This is a genomic window from Rhodococcus sp. PD04 (genome assembly GCF_035918275.1).
Classification (GTDB): Bacteria; Actinomycetota; Actinomycetes; order Mycobacteriales; family Mycobacteriaceae; genus Rhodococcus; species Rhodococcus rhodochrous.
Map to the genome: position 1 here is coordinate 655,755 of NZ_CP142143.1, position 15,083 is coordinate 670,837.

A 15,083-nucleotide genomic window follows, 5' to 3' on the forward strand; every position below is an offset into this window, starting at 1 on the left:
ATGACGACAATGCGTATCGACAACAGAACCCTGCGAGTGCGGCTCACCACCTTCGAGAAGATCGCGGGACTCCTCGGCAACGTCGACGTGCCCCTCGCGTCGATCCGGAAGGTGGAAGTGCATCAGGACGGACTCGCCGCGGTGCGGGGCATCCGTGCTCCGGGGCTCGGTCTGCCGGGCGTGCGCAGCATCGGCTCGTGGCGCGGGCCCGGCCGCAACGACCTCGTCTCGGTCCGGCGCGGGCAGCCGGCGCTGCGCATCGAACTGGAAGGGCACAAGCGCACCGCGCTCGTGTTGGGTGCCGACGACGCAGAGCAGTGGGCGCAGAAGCTGCGCACTGCGGCCCACTGCTGAGAGGTGGATCTACGCCAGGCGCCGGTACTCCTGGTGACGCCCCCGGTCGCGTACGACGACGCCGAGTTCCTGTAGTTGTTCGTGCAGTGCGGTGGCAAGATGTGTGTCCTTGCCGGACAACGCTTCCCGCCGCTCTCGCAGCAGGGCGTGGGTCTGCTCGTCCAGGCCGGGGTGTCCCTCGATCCACCGGGTGAACGATTCTTCGTGGGTGTTCTTCTCGCTCCACGGATAACCGTGCGCCGTGAATGCGTCGGCGACGGCACGGTCGTTCAGGTCGTCGGCCTTGCGCCGCGCGAGTTCTCGCTCCGCGGAGTCGAGCAGGACCAGATCGCGGCCTTCGCGGAACACCGACCCGATCTTCGCGCGCGGCACGTACAGATCGCGCTCGTCCTGGGTCAGCAGCACTCCTTCGGAATCCACGGTCAGTGCCAGGGACTCGTGGATCGCTGTCGAGGCGAGGAAGAGTCCTGCGCCGATGCCGACGACGGTGAGGAGCGGGATCGTCCACGCCGTGGTGAGTCCGGCCAGGAGTTCGAGCGGGCCGGGAACCGCCGGAAGGGTGTCGACCGCCCCACGTCGACACGGCCGGCGCGACGAAGCCGAGTCCGAGACCGGCGAGAGCGCACAGGATCCCCAGCGCCCCCGGAACGACGGGGGAGACGGTTACGCGAGTGGCATCGTCGTGCATCCTCATGATCGTGGTCCTTTCGTGTGTCCGGTGAGATAGCGCTGCACGATCGTCCGGATCGTCCCGACCGGATCGACGGCCGCGGGATTGTCCGCGTACAGGAACGCCGAATCCTTGATCGCGCTGATCCAGGTCGCGGCGGCGCCCGGATCGAGGGACGGGTCGATCCGGTCGCCCGCTCTGCGCAGGAGATGGGTGAGCCCCTCGATCACGATGCCGTCGTCCTCGTCGAGGATCTCGGCGAGGACGGGGTCGTGACCGACCTGGCGGATCACCTCGACCACGAGTCCTCCGGCTGCGGGATCGGTGGCCTGCCCGACGAGTTCGGCGACCATGTCGAGAAGGGCTTCCAGGGGGTCCTCGGCGTCGCGATGACGCTCCACGAGGGCCCGGGTCTCGGGTAGGCCCTGCTCGAAGATCGCGCGGAACACTCCGCGCTTGTCTCCGAAGTAGTGGAAGACCGTGCCGGAACTGACTCCTGCAGCCTTCGCGATCGCCGTCACCGGTGTGGCATCGAAGCCGTGCTCGGCGAAGAGGGCTGCAGCGGAGTCGATGATCGCGGTGCGGCGGCGGGCTCGGAGTTCGGGGTCGACGGTGCGTGCCATGGCCCCAGTGTATTAATTGATCGAGTAGTCAGTCAATTAATCCGGGAAGGTCGGGCGGGCTCGGTGTCGCGAGCCGGCCTCAGCGCAGGCGCCGCAGATCCTCGGGCGTATCCACGTCGCCGGCCTCGGCGAGATCGCTGCAGTCCACCCGGCGTACCCGATCGCGGTTGCGGGCGAGGAACGACCGCGCACCTTCGTCGCCGGTGGCCTCGTCGGCGGCCGTGAGAGCGTCGGCGAGGTCGAACACCACCGGGTGGCCGGGACGCTCCTCGAAGACGGGGAGCGTGACCGTGCCCGGTCGGTGCTCGTCCAGGACGTGGCGCACCAGATCGGCCGTGATGCCGGGAAAGTCGACGACGGTGAGTGCGACCCGGTCGTGGGTGCGCGCGGCGTCGACCCCGCGGCGCAGGGAGGTCGACATGCCGTCGGACCAGTCGGGGTTGTGCACCGCCGTGGCACCGGCCGGGCAAGCGGTGGCGACCTCGTCGCCGAACGCACCGACCACCACCACGACCTCGTCGCAGCCACCACCGAGCAACGCATCGACGACGGTATGCAGCAGGGGACGGCCACGGTGGGGGAGCAACGCCTTCGCGCGCCCACCCAACCGCGAGCCGTCCCCTGCTGCGAGAACGATTCCGGCGGTCGACATACCGCCGATGCTACGAGACGGGCCGTACGGTCTTCATCGCGCGATCCACTTCCCAGAACGCACGCAGCGACACGATCTTCCCGTCGTCGTCGACCCGGTAGACGAACACGCCCTCCGCGTCGATGAGATTGCCCGCCATCGTGGTGCGGATCGTGCCGATGTTGACGCACTCACTGCCGCACACCAGCACGTCGTCGACGAGGAACTCGAGCTTGTCGGTGTTCGCGATGGTCATGTCGTAGAACTTCGCGATCGCCTCGTGGCCGTGGTGTCCCTTGCCCTCGGGATCGAAACCGGACGGGCCGACGGGATCCTCGACGCACGCATCCTCGGCGAACAGTGCGAGCCACTCGTCCTTGCGCTTCCCGCTCGCCGCCGCCTGCGACGCACGGGCCGCCACGCGCGCCGGATGTTCCTCGCTCATGCCGCGTCCTTTCCGTGGATGTACTTGTCGGCGAACTTCCGCAGCGATTCCTGCTTCGCCTCGAGCGGCGAGTCGAATCCGTGCCCGTCGAAGATCCACGGCACCACGATGATGTCGGTGACCCCGGCGTCGGCGAGTTCGGCATAACCGGAGCTGCCGAACCGGTCGACGCACACGGCCTGGATCTCGAACGGCTCGTCGCCGCGGCCGTACTCGGCACGCAACTCGCGCAGGCGCGTGATGACCTCGACGAGATCGTCGAACCCGATCATCGCCGACGTCCACCCGTCTCCGATCCGGGCCGCGCGACGCAGTGCCACATCGGTGTGCCCACCGACGTAGAACGGCACCGGCTCGCTGGGTGCGGGGCTCATCTGGAGCCGGTCGAAATCGTAGAACTCGCCGTGATGCTCGACCATACCGCCGCCGAGGATCAGCTTGAGTACGTCGATCATCTCGTCCACGCGCTTGCCGCGCTTGGCGTAGGGAACACCGCACCACTCGAATTCTTCCGGCGCCCATCCGATCCCGACACCGAGGCCGAACCGGTTGCCGGTGAGATTGGCGACCGAACCGACCTGCCGTGCCAGCAGCACCGGATTGCGCGAACCGAGTTTGAGCACCTGCGTGTAGAACCGGATCGTCGATGTGGCGGCCGCCATGGACGCCGCGGCGATGAGCGGATCGACCCACGGGGTGTCGGGTGTCCACATCCGCGAACCGTCGGGAGTGTACGGATAGTCGACCGTCTGCTTCTCCATGTAGAACAGGGAGTCGGGCAGGGCGATCGAGGTGTATCCGCACTCCTCGGCGGTCTGCGCGATGCCGGTGAGCTGGTCGAGCGGGGTCATCGCGACCCCGACGGTGAACGAGACCATGCCCGCCTCCTAGTTCGTCGGCCGGTCGGAGCCCACGACCCACATGGAGAAGTACTGCGAGCCACCACCGTAGGCGTGTCCGAGCGCCTTGCGGGCACCGTCCACCTGATGGTCTCCCGCCTTGCCCATCACCTGGATCGCGGCCTCGGCGAAGCGGATCATGCCCGACGCGCCGATCGGGTTGGAGCACAGCACGCCACCGGACATGTTGATCGGCAGCTGGCCGCCGATGGCCGTCTCGCCGGCCTCGGTGAGCTTCCAGCCCGAACCCTCGGGGGTGAAGCCGAGATTCTCGAGCCACATCGGCTCGAACCACGAGAACGGCACGTAGATCTCGGCGCAGTCGATCTCGGTGAGCGGATCGGTGATACCGGCCTGCTTCCACAGCGCCGCGGCGGCGACCCGGCCGGCTTCCGGATTGACCTGGTCGCGACCGGCATAGGTGGTCGGTTCGGTGCGCATCGCGGTGGCATGGATCCAGGCCACCCGGCGGCCCGCCTGTTCGGCGGCCCTCGCGGTGTCCTCGTCGCCGAGCACGACCGCGCACGCACCGTCGGACGACGGGCACGTCTCGTCGTACCGGATGGGATCCCACAGCATCTGCGAGGCCTGCACCTTCTCGAGCGTGATGTCGGGCTGCTTCAGATGCGCGTAGGGATTCTTCGCGCCGTTGAGACGGTCCTTGACCGCGACCATCGCCCCGATGTGCTCGGGGGCGCCGGAGCGGCGGATGTACGAACGGACGTGCGGCGCGAAGTAACCGCCCGCGCCGGCGCCGACCGGCATCGTGAACGGGACCGGCGTGGACAGCGCCCACATCGCGTTCGACTCGGACTGCTTCTCCCAGGCCACGGCGAGCACCCGGCGGTGCACACCTGACTGGACGAGACTTGCCGCGACGTTCGCCGTCGAGCCCCCGACGGACCCGGCGGTGTGCACGCGCAGCATCGGCTTGCCCGTGGCGCCGATGGCGTCGACCATCGACAGTTCGGGCATCATGACGCCTTCGAACAGGTCGGGGGCCTTGCCGATCACGACGGCGTCGATGTCGTCCCAGCCCACCTGGGCGTCCGCCATGGCGCGGTCGATCGCCTCGCGGACGAGGCCGGACATCGACACGTCGTGCCGCTTGGCGACGTAATGGGTCTGCCCGGTTCCGAGGACAGCTGCGGGTTGCTTCGCCATCAGTTGCGTCCCTCCAGAACGGCTACCAGATTCTGTTGCAGCACAGCGCCGCTCGTCGCGTGCGCGAGTGCACGTCCGGCCGTGCCGTCCATGATCGCCTGCGCTGCGTAACCGATGCGCTCGAGACCGCCGGAGAACATCGGGTTGCCCGTCAGCGGTCCGCCGGACGGGTTGATCGTCGTCGAATCGTCCAGGCCGATCGCCTCGCGGAGGATGAGCTCCTGGTGCGTGAACGGCGCGTGCAGTTCGGCGACGTCGAAGGAGGTGTCGCCACCGGTGACCGCCTGCGCGGCGGCCCGTGCGGAGGCCGACACCGTGAGATCGAGCGAGCCGAAGTTCGGTGAGTCGGTGCGGTGTTCGATCCCGGTGATCCACGCGGGGTTCTCGCACAGCTCGCGGGCCCGGTCGCCGCTCGCGAGGACGATCGCAGCGGCACCGTCGGTGACCGGAGCGCAGTCGTGCTTGCGCAGCGGGTCGGCGATGTACGGCTGCGAGAGCAGGTCCTCGATGTCGAGATCGCCCGAGAGCTGGGCCTTCGGGTTGTTCTTCGCGGCCGCGCGACTGCGCACCGCGACCTCGGCCATCTCGCGGTCGGTCCACTTGCCGGAGTCGAGACCCATGCGGGCCTGCAGACCGGCGAGCGAGACGGAGTCGACGCCGAGCGGTGCCACGAGGTACGGATCGAGCTGCAGGGAGAGGGTGCGCCGCAGGGTGCCGGCCGAGGACTTGCCGAAGCCGTAGACGAGGGCGGTGTCGACCTCACCGGTGATGAGCTTGACCCACGCTTCGTAGAGCGCCCAGGCCGCGTCCATCTCGACGTGCGATTCGTTGATGGGCGGGACCGCGCCGATCGCGTCGATCGCCGAGATGAACGAGAACGCGCGTCCGGCAAGGTAATCGGAGGAACCCGAGCACCAGAATCCGATGTCGGACTTGGTGATGCCGAGCTTGTCGTACAGCTCCTGGAAGCACGGGACGAGCATCTCGACGCCGTTGGTGGTGCCGAACGTCTCGCGCACGTGCGGAGCATGCGCGAAGCCGACGACTGCGATGTCTGTCATGGTGTCCGCTGCTCCTAGAGGTGGTGTTTGAAGGTGTCGTAGTCGGCGTCGGGTTCACCGGTGGGCCGGAAGTACTCGATGTTGCGCAGCGTGTGGTCCCACTCCTCGCGCGGACGCCACTTGGCCTCGACCCGCATGCCCATGCGCACCTCGGAGGCGTCGCACTCGAGGATCAGGTGCAGGAACGGGATGTCGGCGCCGTCGAGCAGCACGTAGGCCGCGACGTAGGGCGGCTTGATCTGCTGGCCCATGAACGGGACGTTGACGATGCAGAAGGTGGTGACGATGCCCTTGTCGGGCACCTCCACCGGTTCCTTGGTGGGCACACCGTCGGTCGGGCTCGCGCCGCGCGGCGGCACGTAGACCTTCCCGCCGGGGCCGGTGCGACCACCGATGATCTTCCCCTCCTTGAGACCGCGCAGGTACCAGGACTCCTCGGGCGAGGCCGAGTGCCGGTAGTGCAGGTCGACGGGGGTGGTGATCATGGTGACCGGTTCGCCGTCGGCCGCTTGCACGGTGAGGGTCGCCTCGCCGGGTTCGAAGGCCTCGATGTCGTGGATCTTGCCGGTGCGCTCTGCGGCCCAGCGCACGCGCACACGCAGGCCTGTCCCGATCTCGTCCGGGGACGCGACGTCGACCGCGTGCAGCAGCGTCGTGTCGGCACCGTCGAGACGGATCAGCGCCCACGCGAACGGCCGGTCGAACGGCTGTCCGGGCAACGGCTCGGCGTTCCACGTCCAGCTCACCACGGTGCCGGTCTGCCCGACCTCGACGAAATCGGTGAGCGGTTCATGAGTGACCGCGTCGAATTCGGGGGGCGGGACGAGGACCCGTCCGTCGGATCCGCGCGCGCCGAGAATGCGGCCGTCGCGCAGTCCGGTGACGAAGGCTCCGACGGTCGGCCCGGTGGATCGTGTGTAGTCGAACTTCAGATTCAGCGGTGCGCTCAGCGGTGGCTCGGCAACCGCGCTCTTTCCCAGGCTCACAATTTCGAGTAGAACAGGTTCTAGTGTTGCTGGCAAGAGCGGCGCGCGAACTGCACCTCGCCGCGATTCGTCCGACAGGAAAGGCGTCCAATGAAACTGGGACTGCAACTCGGTTACTGGGGTGCCCAGCCGCCCCCGAACGCACCGGAACTCGTTGCTGCGGCCGAGGCCGAAGGATTCGACGCCGTCTTCGCCGCCGAATCGTGGGGGTCCGACGCGTTCACTCCGCTCGCGTGGTGGGGTTCGTCCACCGAACGGGTGCGGCTCGGCACGTCCGTCGTGCAGATCTCCGCGCGCACACCGACGAGTTGCGCGATGCACGCGCTCACGCTCGATCACCTCTCGGGTGGCCGGCACATTCTCGGCCTCGGCGTCTCGGGGCCGCAGGTGGTGGAGGGCTGGTACGGGCAACCGTTCGCGAAGCCCCTCGCGCGCACCCGCGAGTACGTCGACGTGATCCGCAAGGTGCTCGCGCGCGAAGAGCCGGTGACCAGCGACGGACCGCACTTCCCCCTGCCCTATGCGGGCGCCGGCTCCACCGGGCTCGGCAAACCGCTCAAGCCCATCACGCATCCGCTGCGGTCGGACATCCCGATCTGGATCGGTGCCGAGGGCCCGAAGAACGTCGCGCTCACCGCCGAGATCGCCGACGGCTGGCTCGCGATCTACTACACCCCGCGACTGGCGTCGATGTACGACGAGTGGCTCGACGAGGGGTTCGCCCGGTCGGGCGCGCGGCGTACCCGCGAGGACTTCGAGATCGCCGCGACCTGCCAGGTGGTCGTCACCGACGACCGCGCGGCGACCATCGCGGCGATGAAACCGGTGACGGCGCTGTACGTCGGGGGAATGGGCGCGCCGGAGTTGAACTTCCACGCGCAGGTCTACCGGCGGATGGGGTACGACGCCGTGGTCGAGGAGGTGACCGCGTTGTTCCGCGCCGGTCGCAAGGACGAGGCGGCCGCCGCCATCCCGGACGAGATGATCACCGAGACGATGATCGTCGGCAACGCCGACGAGGTACGCGAAGGCGTGAAGCGGTGGGAGGAGGCCGGCGTGACCATGCTGCTGGTCGGTTGCCGCGACGTCGACCAGGTCCGCACGATCGCCGACGTGGTGTTGCGCTAGACCGTGGCGCTGGGCTGAACGCCGCGGCGGGCGGAAACCGTTCCGTAAGGAAGGCTTCCGCCCGCCGCGTGTGGCGTCAGGAGGCGTAGGCGGCCTTCAGTTTGCCCTTCACCAGCTTGCCCGTGGGTGTGCGGGGCAGTTCGTCGACGAAGTCCACCGACCGCGGCACCTTGAAGTGGGCGACCCGCTCGCGGACGTACGCGATGAGGTCGTCGGCGAGATCGGGTGATGCGGTGGCACCGGACGACACCTGCACGACGGCCTTGACCTCCTCGCCCATCTCCGGATGGGGTACGCCGATGACGGCGACGTCCTCGACGGCCGGGTGCAGGGCGAGCACGTTCTCGATCTCCTGCGGATAGATGTTCACCCCGCCGGAGATGATCGTGAACGACTTGCGGTCGGTCAGATACAGATAACCGTCCTCGTCGAGATAACCGAGGTCGCCGACGGTGGTCCAGGTGGGATGCTCGGGATGCTGCGACGCTGCGGTCTTCTCGGGATCGTTGTGGTACGAGAACGGAACCTTCTCGTATTCGAGATAGATCGTCCCCACCTCGCCGGCCGGGAGTTCCCGCCCTTCCTCGTCGCAGATGTGCGCGGGCCCGAGCACGCTCTTGCCCACCGAGCCCGGATGTTCGAGCCATTCCTGGCTGTTGATGAACGTGATCCCGTTGGCCTCGGTGGAGCTGTAGTACTCGTAGATCACCGGTCCGAGCCAGTCGATCATCGCGCGCTTGACCTCCGGCGGGCACGGCGCGGCGGCGTGGACGAGCACGCGCAGACTCGACAGGTCGTGACGGGCACGGATCTCCTCGTCGAGTTTGAGCATGCGGACGAACATCGTCGGCACCATCTGCCCGGCGGTGATCTTGTGCTCCTCGATGTGCCGGAGCGCGGTCTCGGCGTCGAACTTCTCGGCGAGGACCACCGTGCCGCCGAGCGCATGGATCGCCCCACCCCAGCGCAGTGGCGCTGCGTGATAGATCGGGGCGGGGGAGTAGTAGACGTCGGAGTCGGTGAGGCCGAAGAGGAACTGCGCCACCGTCACCAGCGGCTCACCGGGTTCGTCGACGCGACGGTCCGGGAGATCCGGCTGGATGCCCTTGGGGAAGCCCGTGGTTCCGGACGAATACAGCATGATGGCGCCGCACGGTTCCTCCTCGAGTCGCGGGCCGGCTGCGGCGAGGGCATCCTCGTACGACTCGAAACCACGCACGGCGCCGCCGAACGCGAGTCGCGCGGAACCGATCGTGACCTTCTCGCCGACCTGTTCGGAGAGCTCACCCAGCGTCGCCGAGACGATCAATGCCTTCGCGCCGCTGTCCTCGACGATGTACGCCACCTCGCCGGCGGTGAGATGACTGTTGACCGCCGTGATGTACAACCCGGACCGCATTGCGGCCCAGAACACCTCGAAGGCCTCCGGCAGGTTCTCGGTGAGGAGGGCGACGACATCGCCGGAGCGGAGCCCGGCGTCGTGCAGCACTCGGGCGAGCGCTGCCGACCGGTCGTCGAGTTCGCGGTAGGTCAGGCTCCGGCCGCTGTCGGCCAGGACGACGGCGAGCTTGTCCGGGGCGGTGCGGGCGTGGACTCCTGGATACATGGGGCTCCTCATTACCTCGGCGAACGCTGTGACCCTGTGTTGTGGGTCACATCGGGCAATGTAGCAGAGCTAAGAACATGACTGTGACCGCGCTCTCACGGATGGGAGCGCGGTCCACAGCAGCGCAGGTCAGGAACCGGTGAACTTCGGGGCACGCTTCTCGGCGAACGCCCGCGGACCCTCCTTGGCATCTGCGCTCTTGAAGACGGCGGCACCGAGCTCGGCGTCGATCCGGAACGCCTCCTCCTCGTGCAGACCCTCCGAGTCGCGGATGGTCCGGAGGATGGCCTGCACCGCGACCGGACCGTTGTTCGCGATCGTCTCGGCGATCTCGAGGGCCTTGTCGAGTGCGGTGCCGTCGGGGACGACGTAACCGATGAGCCCGATCTCCTTGGCCTCGGCGGCCTTGATGTGGCGGCCGGTGAGCAGGATGTCGGCGGCGATCGTGTACGGGATCTGACGGACGAGGCGCACGGCGGATCCGCCGAGCGGGAACAGTCCCCACTTCGCCTCGGAGACGCCGAATTTCGCGCTCTCCCCGGCGACGCGGATGTCGGTGCCCTGCAGGATCTCGGTGCCGCCGGCGATCGCGGCGCCCTCGACGGCCGCGATCAGCGGCTTCGTCAGGCGGCGACCTTTGAGCAACGCCGGCAGGCGTGACAGGTCCCACCCACCGCCGTTGCCATTCCGGTCGCTCCGCTCGCCCTGCTCGAACTTGTCTCCGGGAGGCGCTGCATTCATGGCCTTGAGATCGGCACCCGCGCAGAACGCGCCACCGGCGCCGGTGAGGATCGCGACGCGGATCTCGGGATCGTTGTCGACGCGGTCCCACGCCTCGCTCATGATCGCCATCATCTCGCCGGACAGCGCATTTCGTGCTTCGGGGCGATTGAGCGTGACGATCAGGACGTGGCCGCGTTGCTCGACGAGGCAGTGCGGTTCGCGGGACGAGATGTCCGAATCGGCTGCGCCGGGGGCTTCGGTAGCGGACACTGGCAGGACTCCTCGCGGTGTTGTGAACTGGATCATATTCGGGTCTTGTCAGAAACGGTAACACGTTCTACTTTTGTCAGCGTGGCCCTAAACATCGCAGACCTCGTCGAACACGCAATCGACCTCGTTCCCGAGCGCGTCGCGCTGGCCTCGGACGGACGTGAGGTCACCTACGCACAGCTGGAGGAACGAGCCAACCGACTTGCTCATTACCTGCGCGAACAAGGAGTGGAGCCGGGCGACAAGGTCGGCATCTACTCCCGGAACACCATCGAGGCCGTAGAGGCGATGATCGCGGTCTTCAAGATCCGCGCCATCATGATCAACGTCAACTACCGCTATGTCGAGAACGAGTTGCAGTACATCTTCGATAACTCCGACATGGTGGCCCTCATCCACGAGCGCCGGTACTCCGACAAGGTGGCGAACGTCCTCCCGAGCACACCGCTGGTGAAGACCGTCGTGGTGGTCGAGGACGGCACCGACGTCGACTTCTCGGCCTACGGCGGCATCGAATACGAAGCGGCACTGGCGCAGAGCTCGCCCGAACGCGACTTCGAAGACCGCAGCGCCGACGACGTCTACATCCTCTACACCGGCGGCACCACCGGCCACCCCAAGGGCGTGATGTGGCGTCACGAGGACGTCTGGCGCGTCCTCGGCGGCGGCATCAACTTCATGACCGGCGAGTGGGTCAAGGACGAATGGCAGCTGGCGAAGGAGGGCGCCGAGAACCCCGGTCTCGTGCGCTATCCCATCCCGCCGATGATCCACGGTGGCGCCCAGTGGGCGCTGTTCCAGTCGCTGTTCAGCGGCGGCAAGGTCGTCATGCACCCCGAGTTCTCGGGCCACGAGGTGTGGCGCATCATCGACGACCACAAGGTCAACGTCATCTTCATCACCGGCGACGCGATGGCCCGCCCCATGCTCGACGCACTCGAGGAGGGCAACCCGAAGACCGGTAAGCCCTACGACCTCTCGACGCTGTTCGCCATGGCGTCGAGTGCCGCTCTGTTCTCCCCGTCCATCAAGGATCGCTTCCTCGACCTGCTGCCCGGCAAGATCATCACCGACTCCATCGGTTCGTCCGAGACCGGCTTCGGCGGCATCGGAATCGCCGAGAAGGGCAAGACCCTCGGCGGTGGCCCCACGGTGAAGATCGACGAGTCGACCACCGTCCTCGATGACGACGGCAACCCGATCGAGCCGGGCTCCGGCAAGGTCGGCATGGTCGCGCGCACCGGCAACATCCCGCTCGGCTACTACAAGGACGAGGCCAAGACCAAGGCGACCTTCCGCGAGTACAACGGGATCCGCTACTCGATCCCCGGCGACTACGCGCGCGTCGAGGCCGACGGCACCGTCACGATGCTCGGCCGCGGTTCGGTCTCGATCAACAGTGGTGGCGAGAAGGTCTACCCCGAAGAGGTCGAGGGTGCACTCAAGCAGCACCCGGCCGTCTTCGACGCCCTGGTGGTCGGTGTGCCGGACGAGCGCTTCGGTGAGCGGGTCTCCGCCGTCGTCGCGCTGCGTGAGGGCGAGCAGGCGACGCTCGAGGAACTCATGACGACGGCACGGTCGAAGATCGCGGGGTACAAGGTGCCGCGCGCGGTGTGGTTCGTCGACGAGATCAAGCGGTCGCCGGCGGGTAAGCCCGACTACCGGTGGGCCAAGGACCAGACCGGGCTGCGTCCGGCCGACGAGGTCTACAACAACGGCGACGGCAACGGCGCCGCGGCGACGGGATAGAAGGACACATGCAGACCGGCCTCAGCAAGAAGTTCGGTATCGAGTATCCGATCTTCGGATTCACGCCCTCCGAACACGTCGCGGCGGCGATCAGCCGCGCAGGCGGACTCGGCGTCCTCGGGTGCGTGCGGTTCAACGATCCGGAGGAACTCGACGCCGTCCTGACCTGGATGGACGAGAACACCGACGGTAAGCCGTACGGCGTCGACATCGTGATGCCCGCCAAGGTGCCCACGGAGGGCACCGCCGTGGACCTCGACAAACTGATCCCCGCCGAGCACCGCGCCTTCGTCAACCGCACGCTCGACGAACTCGGTGTGCCGCCGCTGTCCGACGACGTCGGTGAGGCGAGCGGTGTTCTGGGCTGGCTGCATTCGGTCGCACGCTCGCACGTCGACGTCGCCCTCGCGCACCGGCCCGCCCTGATCGCCAACGCATTGGGATCGCCGCCGAAGGACGTCATCGACCTCGCACACGAGAAGGGAGTGCCGGTTGCGGCACTCGCGGGTGCGGTCGAGCACGCGAAGCGGCACGTCGAGAACGGTGTCGACATCGTGATCGCGCAGGGTTACGAGGCCGGCGGACACACCGGTGAGATCGCATCGATGGTGCTGTGGCCCGAAATCGTCGATGCACTCGGCGATTCGGCGGCCGTGCTCGCCGCCGGCGGTGTGGGATCGGGACGGCAGGTCGCGGCGGCACTGGCCCTCGGTGCCTCCGGTGTGTGGATGGGTTCGTACTGGCTCACCACCTCGGAGTACAAGCTCGGGGCGGCCGCGCACGGCCCGTCGTCGATCCAGCGTGCGCTGCTCGGAGCGAGCTCGTCCGACACCGTGCGGTCGCGGATCTACTCGGGCAAGCCCGCGCGTCTGCTCAAGACCAAGTGGACCGAGGCGTGGTCGAAACCCGATGCGCCCGAACCGCTGCCGATGCCGCTGCAGAACATCCTCGTGAGCGAGGCGCACCAGCGCATGTCGGCGGCCGACGACCCCGAGGCCGTCGCGATGCCGGTCGGGCAGGTGGTGGGGCGGATGAACGAGATCCGTCCCGTCGCGGAGATCATGGCCGAACTCGTCCGGGGCTACGACGAGGCGGTCGAGCGGCTGAACGAGGCGCGCTAGACAGGACCACGGTGGTGGGGTGGCAGATGCCCGGGGCGGAGCGATCCGCCCCGGGCATCGTCCCGTTTCGGGATCGGCGCCGGACAGGGATCGGCGCCGGACAGGGATCAGCGGCGGACAGGGATCAGCGGCGGACCAGGATCTTCAACAGTTCCTGGATCTGTGTGGCCGTGGGGGAGGGCAGACTGTCGCGGCCGTACAGGAAGCCGATTCCCGCGTAGACGAGGGTGCCTGCACGCAGCTCCGCCTCTTCCTCGTCGAAACCCAGTTCGAGGAAACAGTTTCGGACGACGGCCAGGATGCGCTGGTCGAGTGCGCGGACCGACTCGGCGACCTGCGGGTCGCTGCGCGCCCATTCGCGCACCGCGACCTCGGCCTCCCAGGCGCGTTCGTCGACGAGCATCGCACCCATGTGGGCGAGCCGTTCGTCGACCGGCAGTTCCTCGAGGCTCGTCAGACCGCGGGCGGCGTCGTTGTCCTGCGAGGTGTAGCGGGTGGCGATGGCCTTCATCAGGTCGTCGATGTCGGAGAAGTGCCAGTAGAAGCTACCTTTGGTGACTCCGAGGTCGTCGCACAGGCGCGAGATCTTCACGGCGCTGCGTCCTTCGGAGACGAGCAGGCGCAGACCCGCCTCGGTCCAGTCGTCGAGGGACAACCGTGGTCGTCTGCCCGACCGGCGACCACTCCTCGCCGGTTGCTCTGCCACGGATGGTCACCTCGTCTCGATCGGATCCGAAATCGAGACTACATGCCCGAACCGGACAGTGCCGTGAGGACGGCGTCGCGTGCCGGGCCGTCGTGCGGAAGTGCCCAATGGTGAACGCATGGAGACGAATCCGTCCCGGGCAGCGTGACCACCGCCGAGGCGGATAGTGCCCCGATCCCAGGTGGGACGACGAGTCCGTCGCAGCGGGAGACGATGTCGGTGTAGTCGATCCCGGCCGTGGGCACGCCGCGCGCATGCAGGTCGCGGAGGAGATCCGATCCGGCGATGATCTCGCGGCATCCGGCGCACAGGGGGTCGACGAGCGGCTTCTCGAGGGCGAGGACCGCATTGTAGGTGCCGAGGTCGCGGCTGATCTGCTCGGCGGCGGCCAGTCCGGCGATCTCCGTGCCGTGCCACATCGGGCCGAGGGTGGTCAGCGACCGGACCCGGTCGTTGCCGTGATCCTGCAGGTAGCGCTGGGTGACGAGGGACCCCGCGCCGTGCGCCACGACGTCGACCGTGCACCGCGATCGCTGTTCGCACAGCCCGTCCAGAGCGTAGGCCAGGTCGCGTGCGCCCGCCTCGGCCCCGCGCAGGCCGGCGAGGGGGAGCGGGACGTCGGTGCCCGCCGGTTCGCCCCAGGTCACCGGGACGGTGCAGAAGCCTGCCGCGGTGAGGTCCGCGCGCAGATCGGACCACACGTCCGGCGTGCTCGCGAGGTCGTGGACGAGCACTACCGCAGCGTCTGCGCCCGAGCACGGCGCAGGGCTCGGATCGGCCGCTGCGGGCGCCGGAGCCACCGCGCCGAGGGTGAGAACAGCGACCGTCGAAACCATCGCCGACCAGGGGAATCGAGTCATCTGTACTCCTCCGTGCGCACTATTGACCAAACCATACCGTATGGTACTGTGGTGGCGGTCACGATGACTGTCCGCATCGACTCCCGA

At 67.8% G+C, this 15,083-nt stretch carries 16 protein-coding genes and 1 pseudogene; 4 read left to right on the forward strand and 13 right to left on the reverse strand.

What is annotated here, in order from left to right; genetic code table 11:
* Positions 1 to 354, forward strand: a complete 354-nt coding sequence (locus U9J23_RS03045) for a hypothetical protein (RefSeq protein ID WP_059382499.1) — start codon at positions 1 to 3, stop codon at positions 352 to 354.
* A 9-nt stretch (positions 355 to 363) separates the two neighbouring features.
* On the opposite strand, the gene U9J23_RS27725 is transcribed toward U9J23_RS03045, so the two are convergent.
* The 9 genes and pseudogenes from U9J23_RS27725 to U9J23_RS03085 all read right to left on the reverse strand — a co-directional run bounded on the left by U9J23_RS27725 (position 364) and on the right by U9J23_RS03085 (position 6,833).
* Positions 364 to 537 (reverse strand): CysS/YqeB C-terminal domain-containing protein, encoded by a 174-nt coding sequence (locus U9J23_RS27725; RefSeq protein ID WP_442802286.1) that lies wholly within the window; start codon positions 535 to 537, stop codon positions 364 to 366.
* 48 nt (positions 538 to 585) lie between these two features.
* Positions 586 to 909 (reverse strand): annotated as a pseudogene (locus tag U9J23_RS27730) (YqeB family protein); the annotation flags it as partial.
* Positions 910 to 1,044: 135 nt separating this feature from the next.
* The gene (locus U9J23_RS03055; protein WP_326601317.1) at positions 1,045 to 1,647 is read right to left on the reverse strand and encodes a TetR/AcrR family transcriptional regulator; all 603 of its coding nucleotides are present in this window, start codon (positions 1,645 to 1,647) and stop codon (positions 1,045 to 1,047) included.
* A gap of 79 nt (positions 1,648 to 1,726) precedes the next feature.
* On the reverse strand, positions 1,727 to 2,299 hold the full coding sequence (locus U9J23_RS03060) for a nucleotidyltransferase family protein (protein ID WP_059382496.1): 573 nt from the start codon (positions 2,297 to 2,299) through the stop codon (positions 1,727 to 1,729).
* A 10-nt stretch (positions 2,300 to 2,309) separates the two neighbouring features.
* On the reverse strand, positions 2,310 to 2,723 hold the full coding sequence (locus U9J23_RS03065; RefSeq protein WP_085469408.1) for a nuclear transport factor 2 family protein: 414 nt from the start codon (positions 2,721 to 2,723) through the stop codon (positions 2,310 to 2,312).
* Positions 2,720 to 3,601, reverse strand: coding sequence for a TIGR03619 family F420-dependent LLM class oxidoreductase (locus U9J23_RS03070; RefSeq protein ID WP_033096877.1), 882 nt, complete (start codon positions 3,599 to 3,601; stop codon positions 2,720 to 2,722). Before U9J23_RS03070 ends, U9J23_RS03065 begins: the two co-directional genes overlap by 4 nt.
* Before the next feature lie 9 nt (positions 3,602 to 3,610).
* Positions 3,611 to 4,786 carry a thiolase domain-containing protein gene (locus U9J23_RS03075; protein WP_059382494.1) on the reverse strand — a complete coding sequence of 392 codons (1,176 nt, stop codon included), beginning with the start codon at positions 4,784 to 4,786 and terminating at the stop codon, positions 3,611 to 3,613.
* Positions 4,786 to 5,847, reverse strand: a complete 1,062-nt coding sequence (locus U9J23_RS03080; protein WP_016694661.1) for a thiolase domain-containing protein — start codon at positions 5,845 to 5,847, stop codon at positions 4,786 to 4,788. Before U9J23_RS03080 ends, U9J23_RS03075 begins: the two co-directional genes overlap by 1 nt.
* Positions 5,848 to 5,861: 14 nt before the next feature.
* Positions 5,862 to 6,833 carry a Zn-ribbon domain-containing OB-fold protein gene (locus U9J23_RS03085; protein WP_059382492.1) on the reverse strand — a complete coding sequence of 324 codons (972 nt, stop codon included), beginning with the start codon at positions 6,831 to 6,833 and terminating at the stop codon, positions 5,862 to 5,864.
* A 90-nt stretch (positions 6,834 to 6,923) separates the two neighbouring features.
* Between U9J23_RS03085 and U9J23_RS03090 the strand changes: the two genes are divergently transcribed.
* Entirely contained in the window at positions 6,924 to 7,961 is a 1,038-nt protein-coding gene (locus U9J23_RS03090; RefSeq protein ID WP_059382491.1) for an LLM class F420-dependent oxidoreductase, read from the forward strand.
* 76 nt (positions 7,962 to 8,037) lie between these two features.
* On the opposite strand, the gene U9J23_RS03095 is transcribed toward U9J23_RS03090, so the two are convergent.
* Together U9J23_RS03095 and U9J23_RS03100 are read right to left on the reverse strand one after the other, a co-directional pair.
* Complete coding sequence (locus U9J23_RS03095; protein ID WP_059382490.1) at positions 8,038 to 9,567, reverse strand: AMP-binding protein; 1,530 nt, start codon at positions 9,565 to 9,567, stop codon at positions 8,038 to 8,040.
* A 129-nt stretch (positions 9,568 to 9,696) separates the two neighbouring features.
* Positions 9,697 to 10,596, reverse strand: a complete 900-nt coding sequence (locus tag U9J23_RS03100) for a crotonase/enoyl-CoA hydratase family protein (protein WP_272267008.1) — start codon at positions 10,594 to 10,596, stop codon at positions 9,697 to 9,699.
* A 45-nt stretch (positions 10,597 to 10,641) separates the two neighbouring features.
* On the opposite strand from U9J23_RS03100, the gene U9J23_RS03105 reads away from it, so the two are divergent.
* Complete coding sequence (locus U9J23_RS03105; protein WP_326601329.1) at positions 10,642 to 12,309, forward strand: acyl-CoA synthetase; 1,668 nt, start codon at positions 10,642 to 10,644, stop codon at positions 12,307 to 12,309.
* Between the two features lie 8 nt (positions 12,310 to 12,317).
* The gene (locus U9J23_RS03110) at positions 12,318 to 13,430 is read left to right on the forward strand and encodes an NAD(P)H-dependent flavin oxidoreductase (RefSeq protein WP_016692382.1); all 1,113 of its coding nucleotides are present in this window, start codon (positions 12,318 to 12,320) and stop codon (positions 13,428 to 13,430) included.
* A 124-nt stretch (positions 13,431 to 13,554) separates the two neighbouring features.
* On the opposite strand, the gene U9J23_RS03115 is transcribed toward U9J23_RS03110, so the two are convergent.
* Positions 13,555 to 14,136 (reverse strand): TetR/AcrR family transcriptional regulator, encoded by a 582-nt coding sequence (locus U9J23_RS03115; RefSeq protein ID WP_037190326.1) that lies wholly within the window; start codon positions 14,134 to 14,136, stop codon positions 13,555 to 13,557.
* Between the two features lie 38 nt (positions 14,137 to 14,174).
* Entirely contained in the window at positions 14,175 to 14,996 is an 822-nt protein-coding gene (locus U9J23_RS03120; protein WP_231921788.1) for an esterase/lipase family protein, read from the reverse strand.
* Between the last annotated feature and the right edge of the window lie 87 nt (positions 14,997 to 15,083).

Bases quoted from the DNA above. Each gene is read 5' to 3' on its own strand.
- U9J23_RS03055 (WP_326601317.1), bottom strand. From the start codon at position 1,647: ATGGCACGCACCGTCGACCCCGAACTCCGAGCCCGCCGCCGCACCGCG.
- U9J23_RS03060 (WP_059382496.1), bottom strand. From the start codon at position 2,299: ATGTCGACCGCCGGAATCGTTCTCGCAGCAGGGGACGGCTCGCGGTTG.
- U9J23_RS03090 (WP_059382491.1), top strand. From the start codon at position 6,924: ATGAAACTGGGACTGCAACTCGGTTACTGGGGTGCCCAGCCGCCCCCG.
- U9J23_RS03100 (WP_272267008.1), bottom strand. From the start codon at position 10,596: ATGATCCAGTTCACAACACCGCGAGGAGTCCTGCCAGTGTCCGCTACC.
- U9J23_RS03110 (WP_016692382.1), top strand. From the start codon at position 12,318: ATGCAGACCGGCCTCAGCAAGAAGTTCGGTATCGAGTATCCGATCTTC.
- U9J23_RS03070 (WP_033096877.1), bottom strand. From the start codon at position 3,601: ATGGTCTCGTTCACCGTCGGGGTCGCGATGACCCCGCTCGACCAGCTC.
- U9J23_RS03120 (WP_231921788.1), bottom strand. From the start codon at position 14,996: ATGACTCGATTCCCCTGGTCGGCGATGGTTTCGACGGTCGCTGTTCTC.
- U9J23_RS03075 (WP_059382494.1), bottom strand. From the start codon at position 4,786: ATGGCGAAGCAACCCGCAGCTGTCCTCGGAACCGGGCAGACCCATTAC.
- U9J23_RS03095 (WP_059382490.1), bottom strand. From the start codon at position 9,567: ATGTATCCAGGAGTCCACGCCCGCACCGCCCCGGACAAGCTCGCCGTC.
- U9J23_RS03080 (WP_016694661.1), bottom strand. From the start codon at position 5,847: ATGACAGACATCGCAGTCGTCGGCTTCGCGCATGCTCCGCACGTGCGC.
- U9J23_RS03045 (WP_059382499.1), top strand. From the start codon at position 1: ATGACGACAATGCGTATCGACAACAGAACCCTGCGAGTGCGGCTCACC.
- U9J23_RS03065 (WP_085469408.1), bottom strand. From the start codon at position 2,723: ATGAGCGAGGAACATCCGGCGCGCGTGGCGGCCCGTGCGTCGCAGGCG.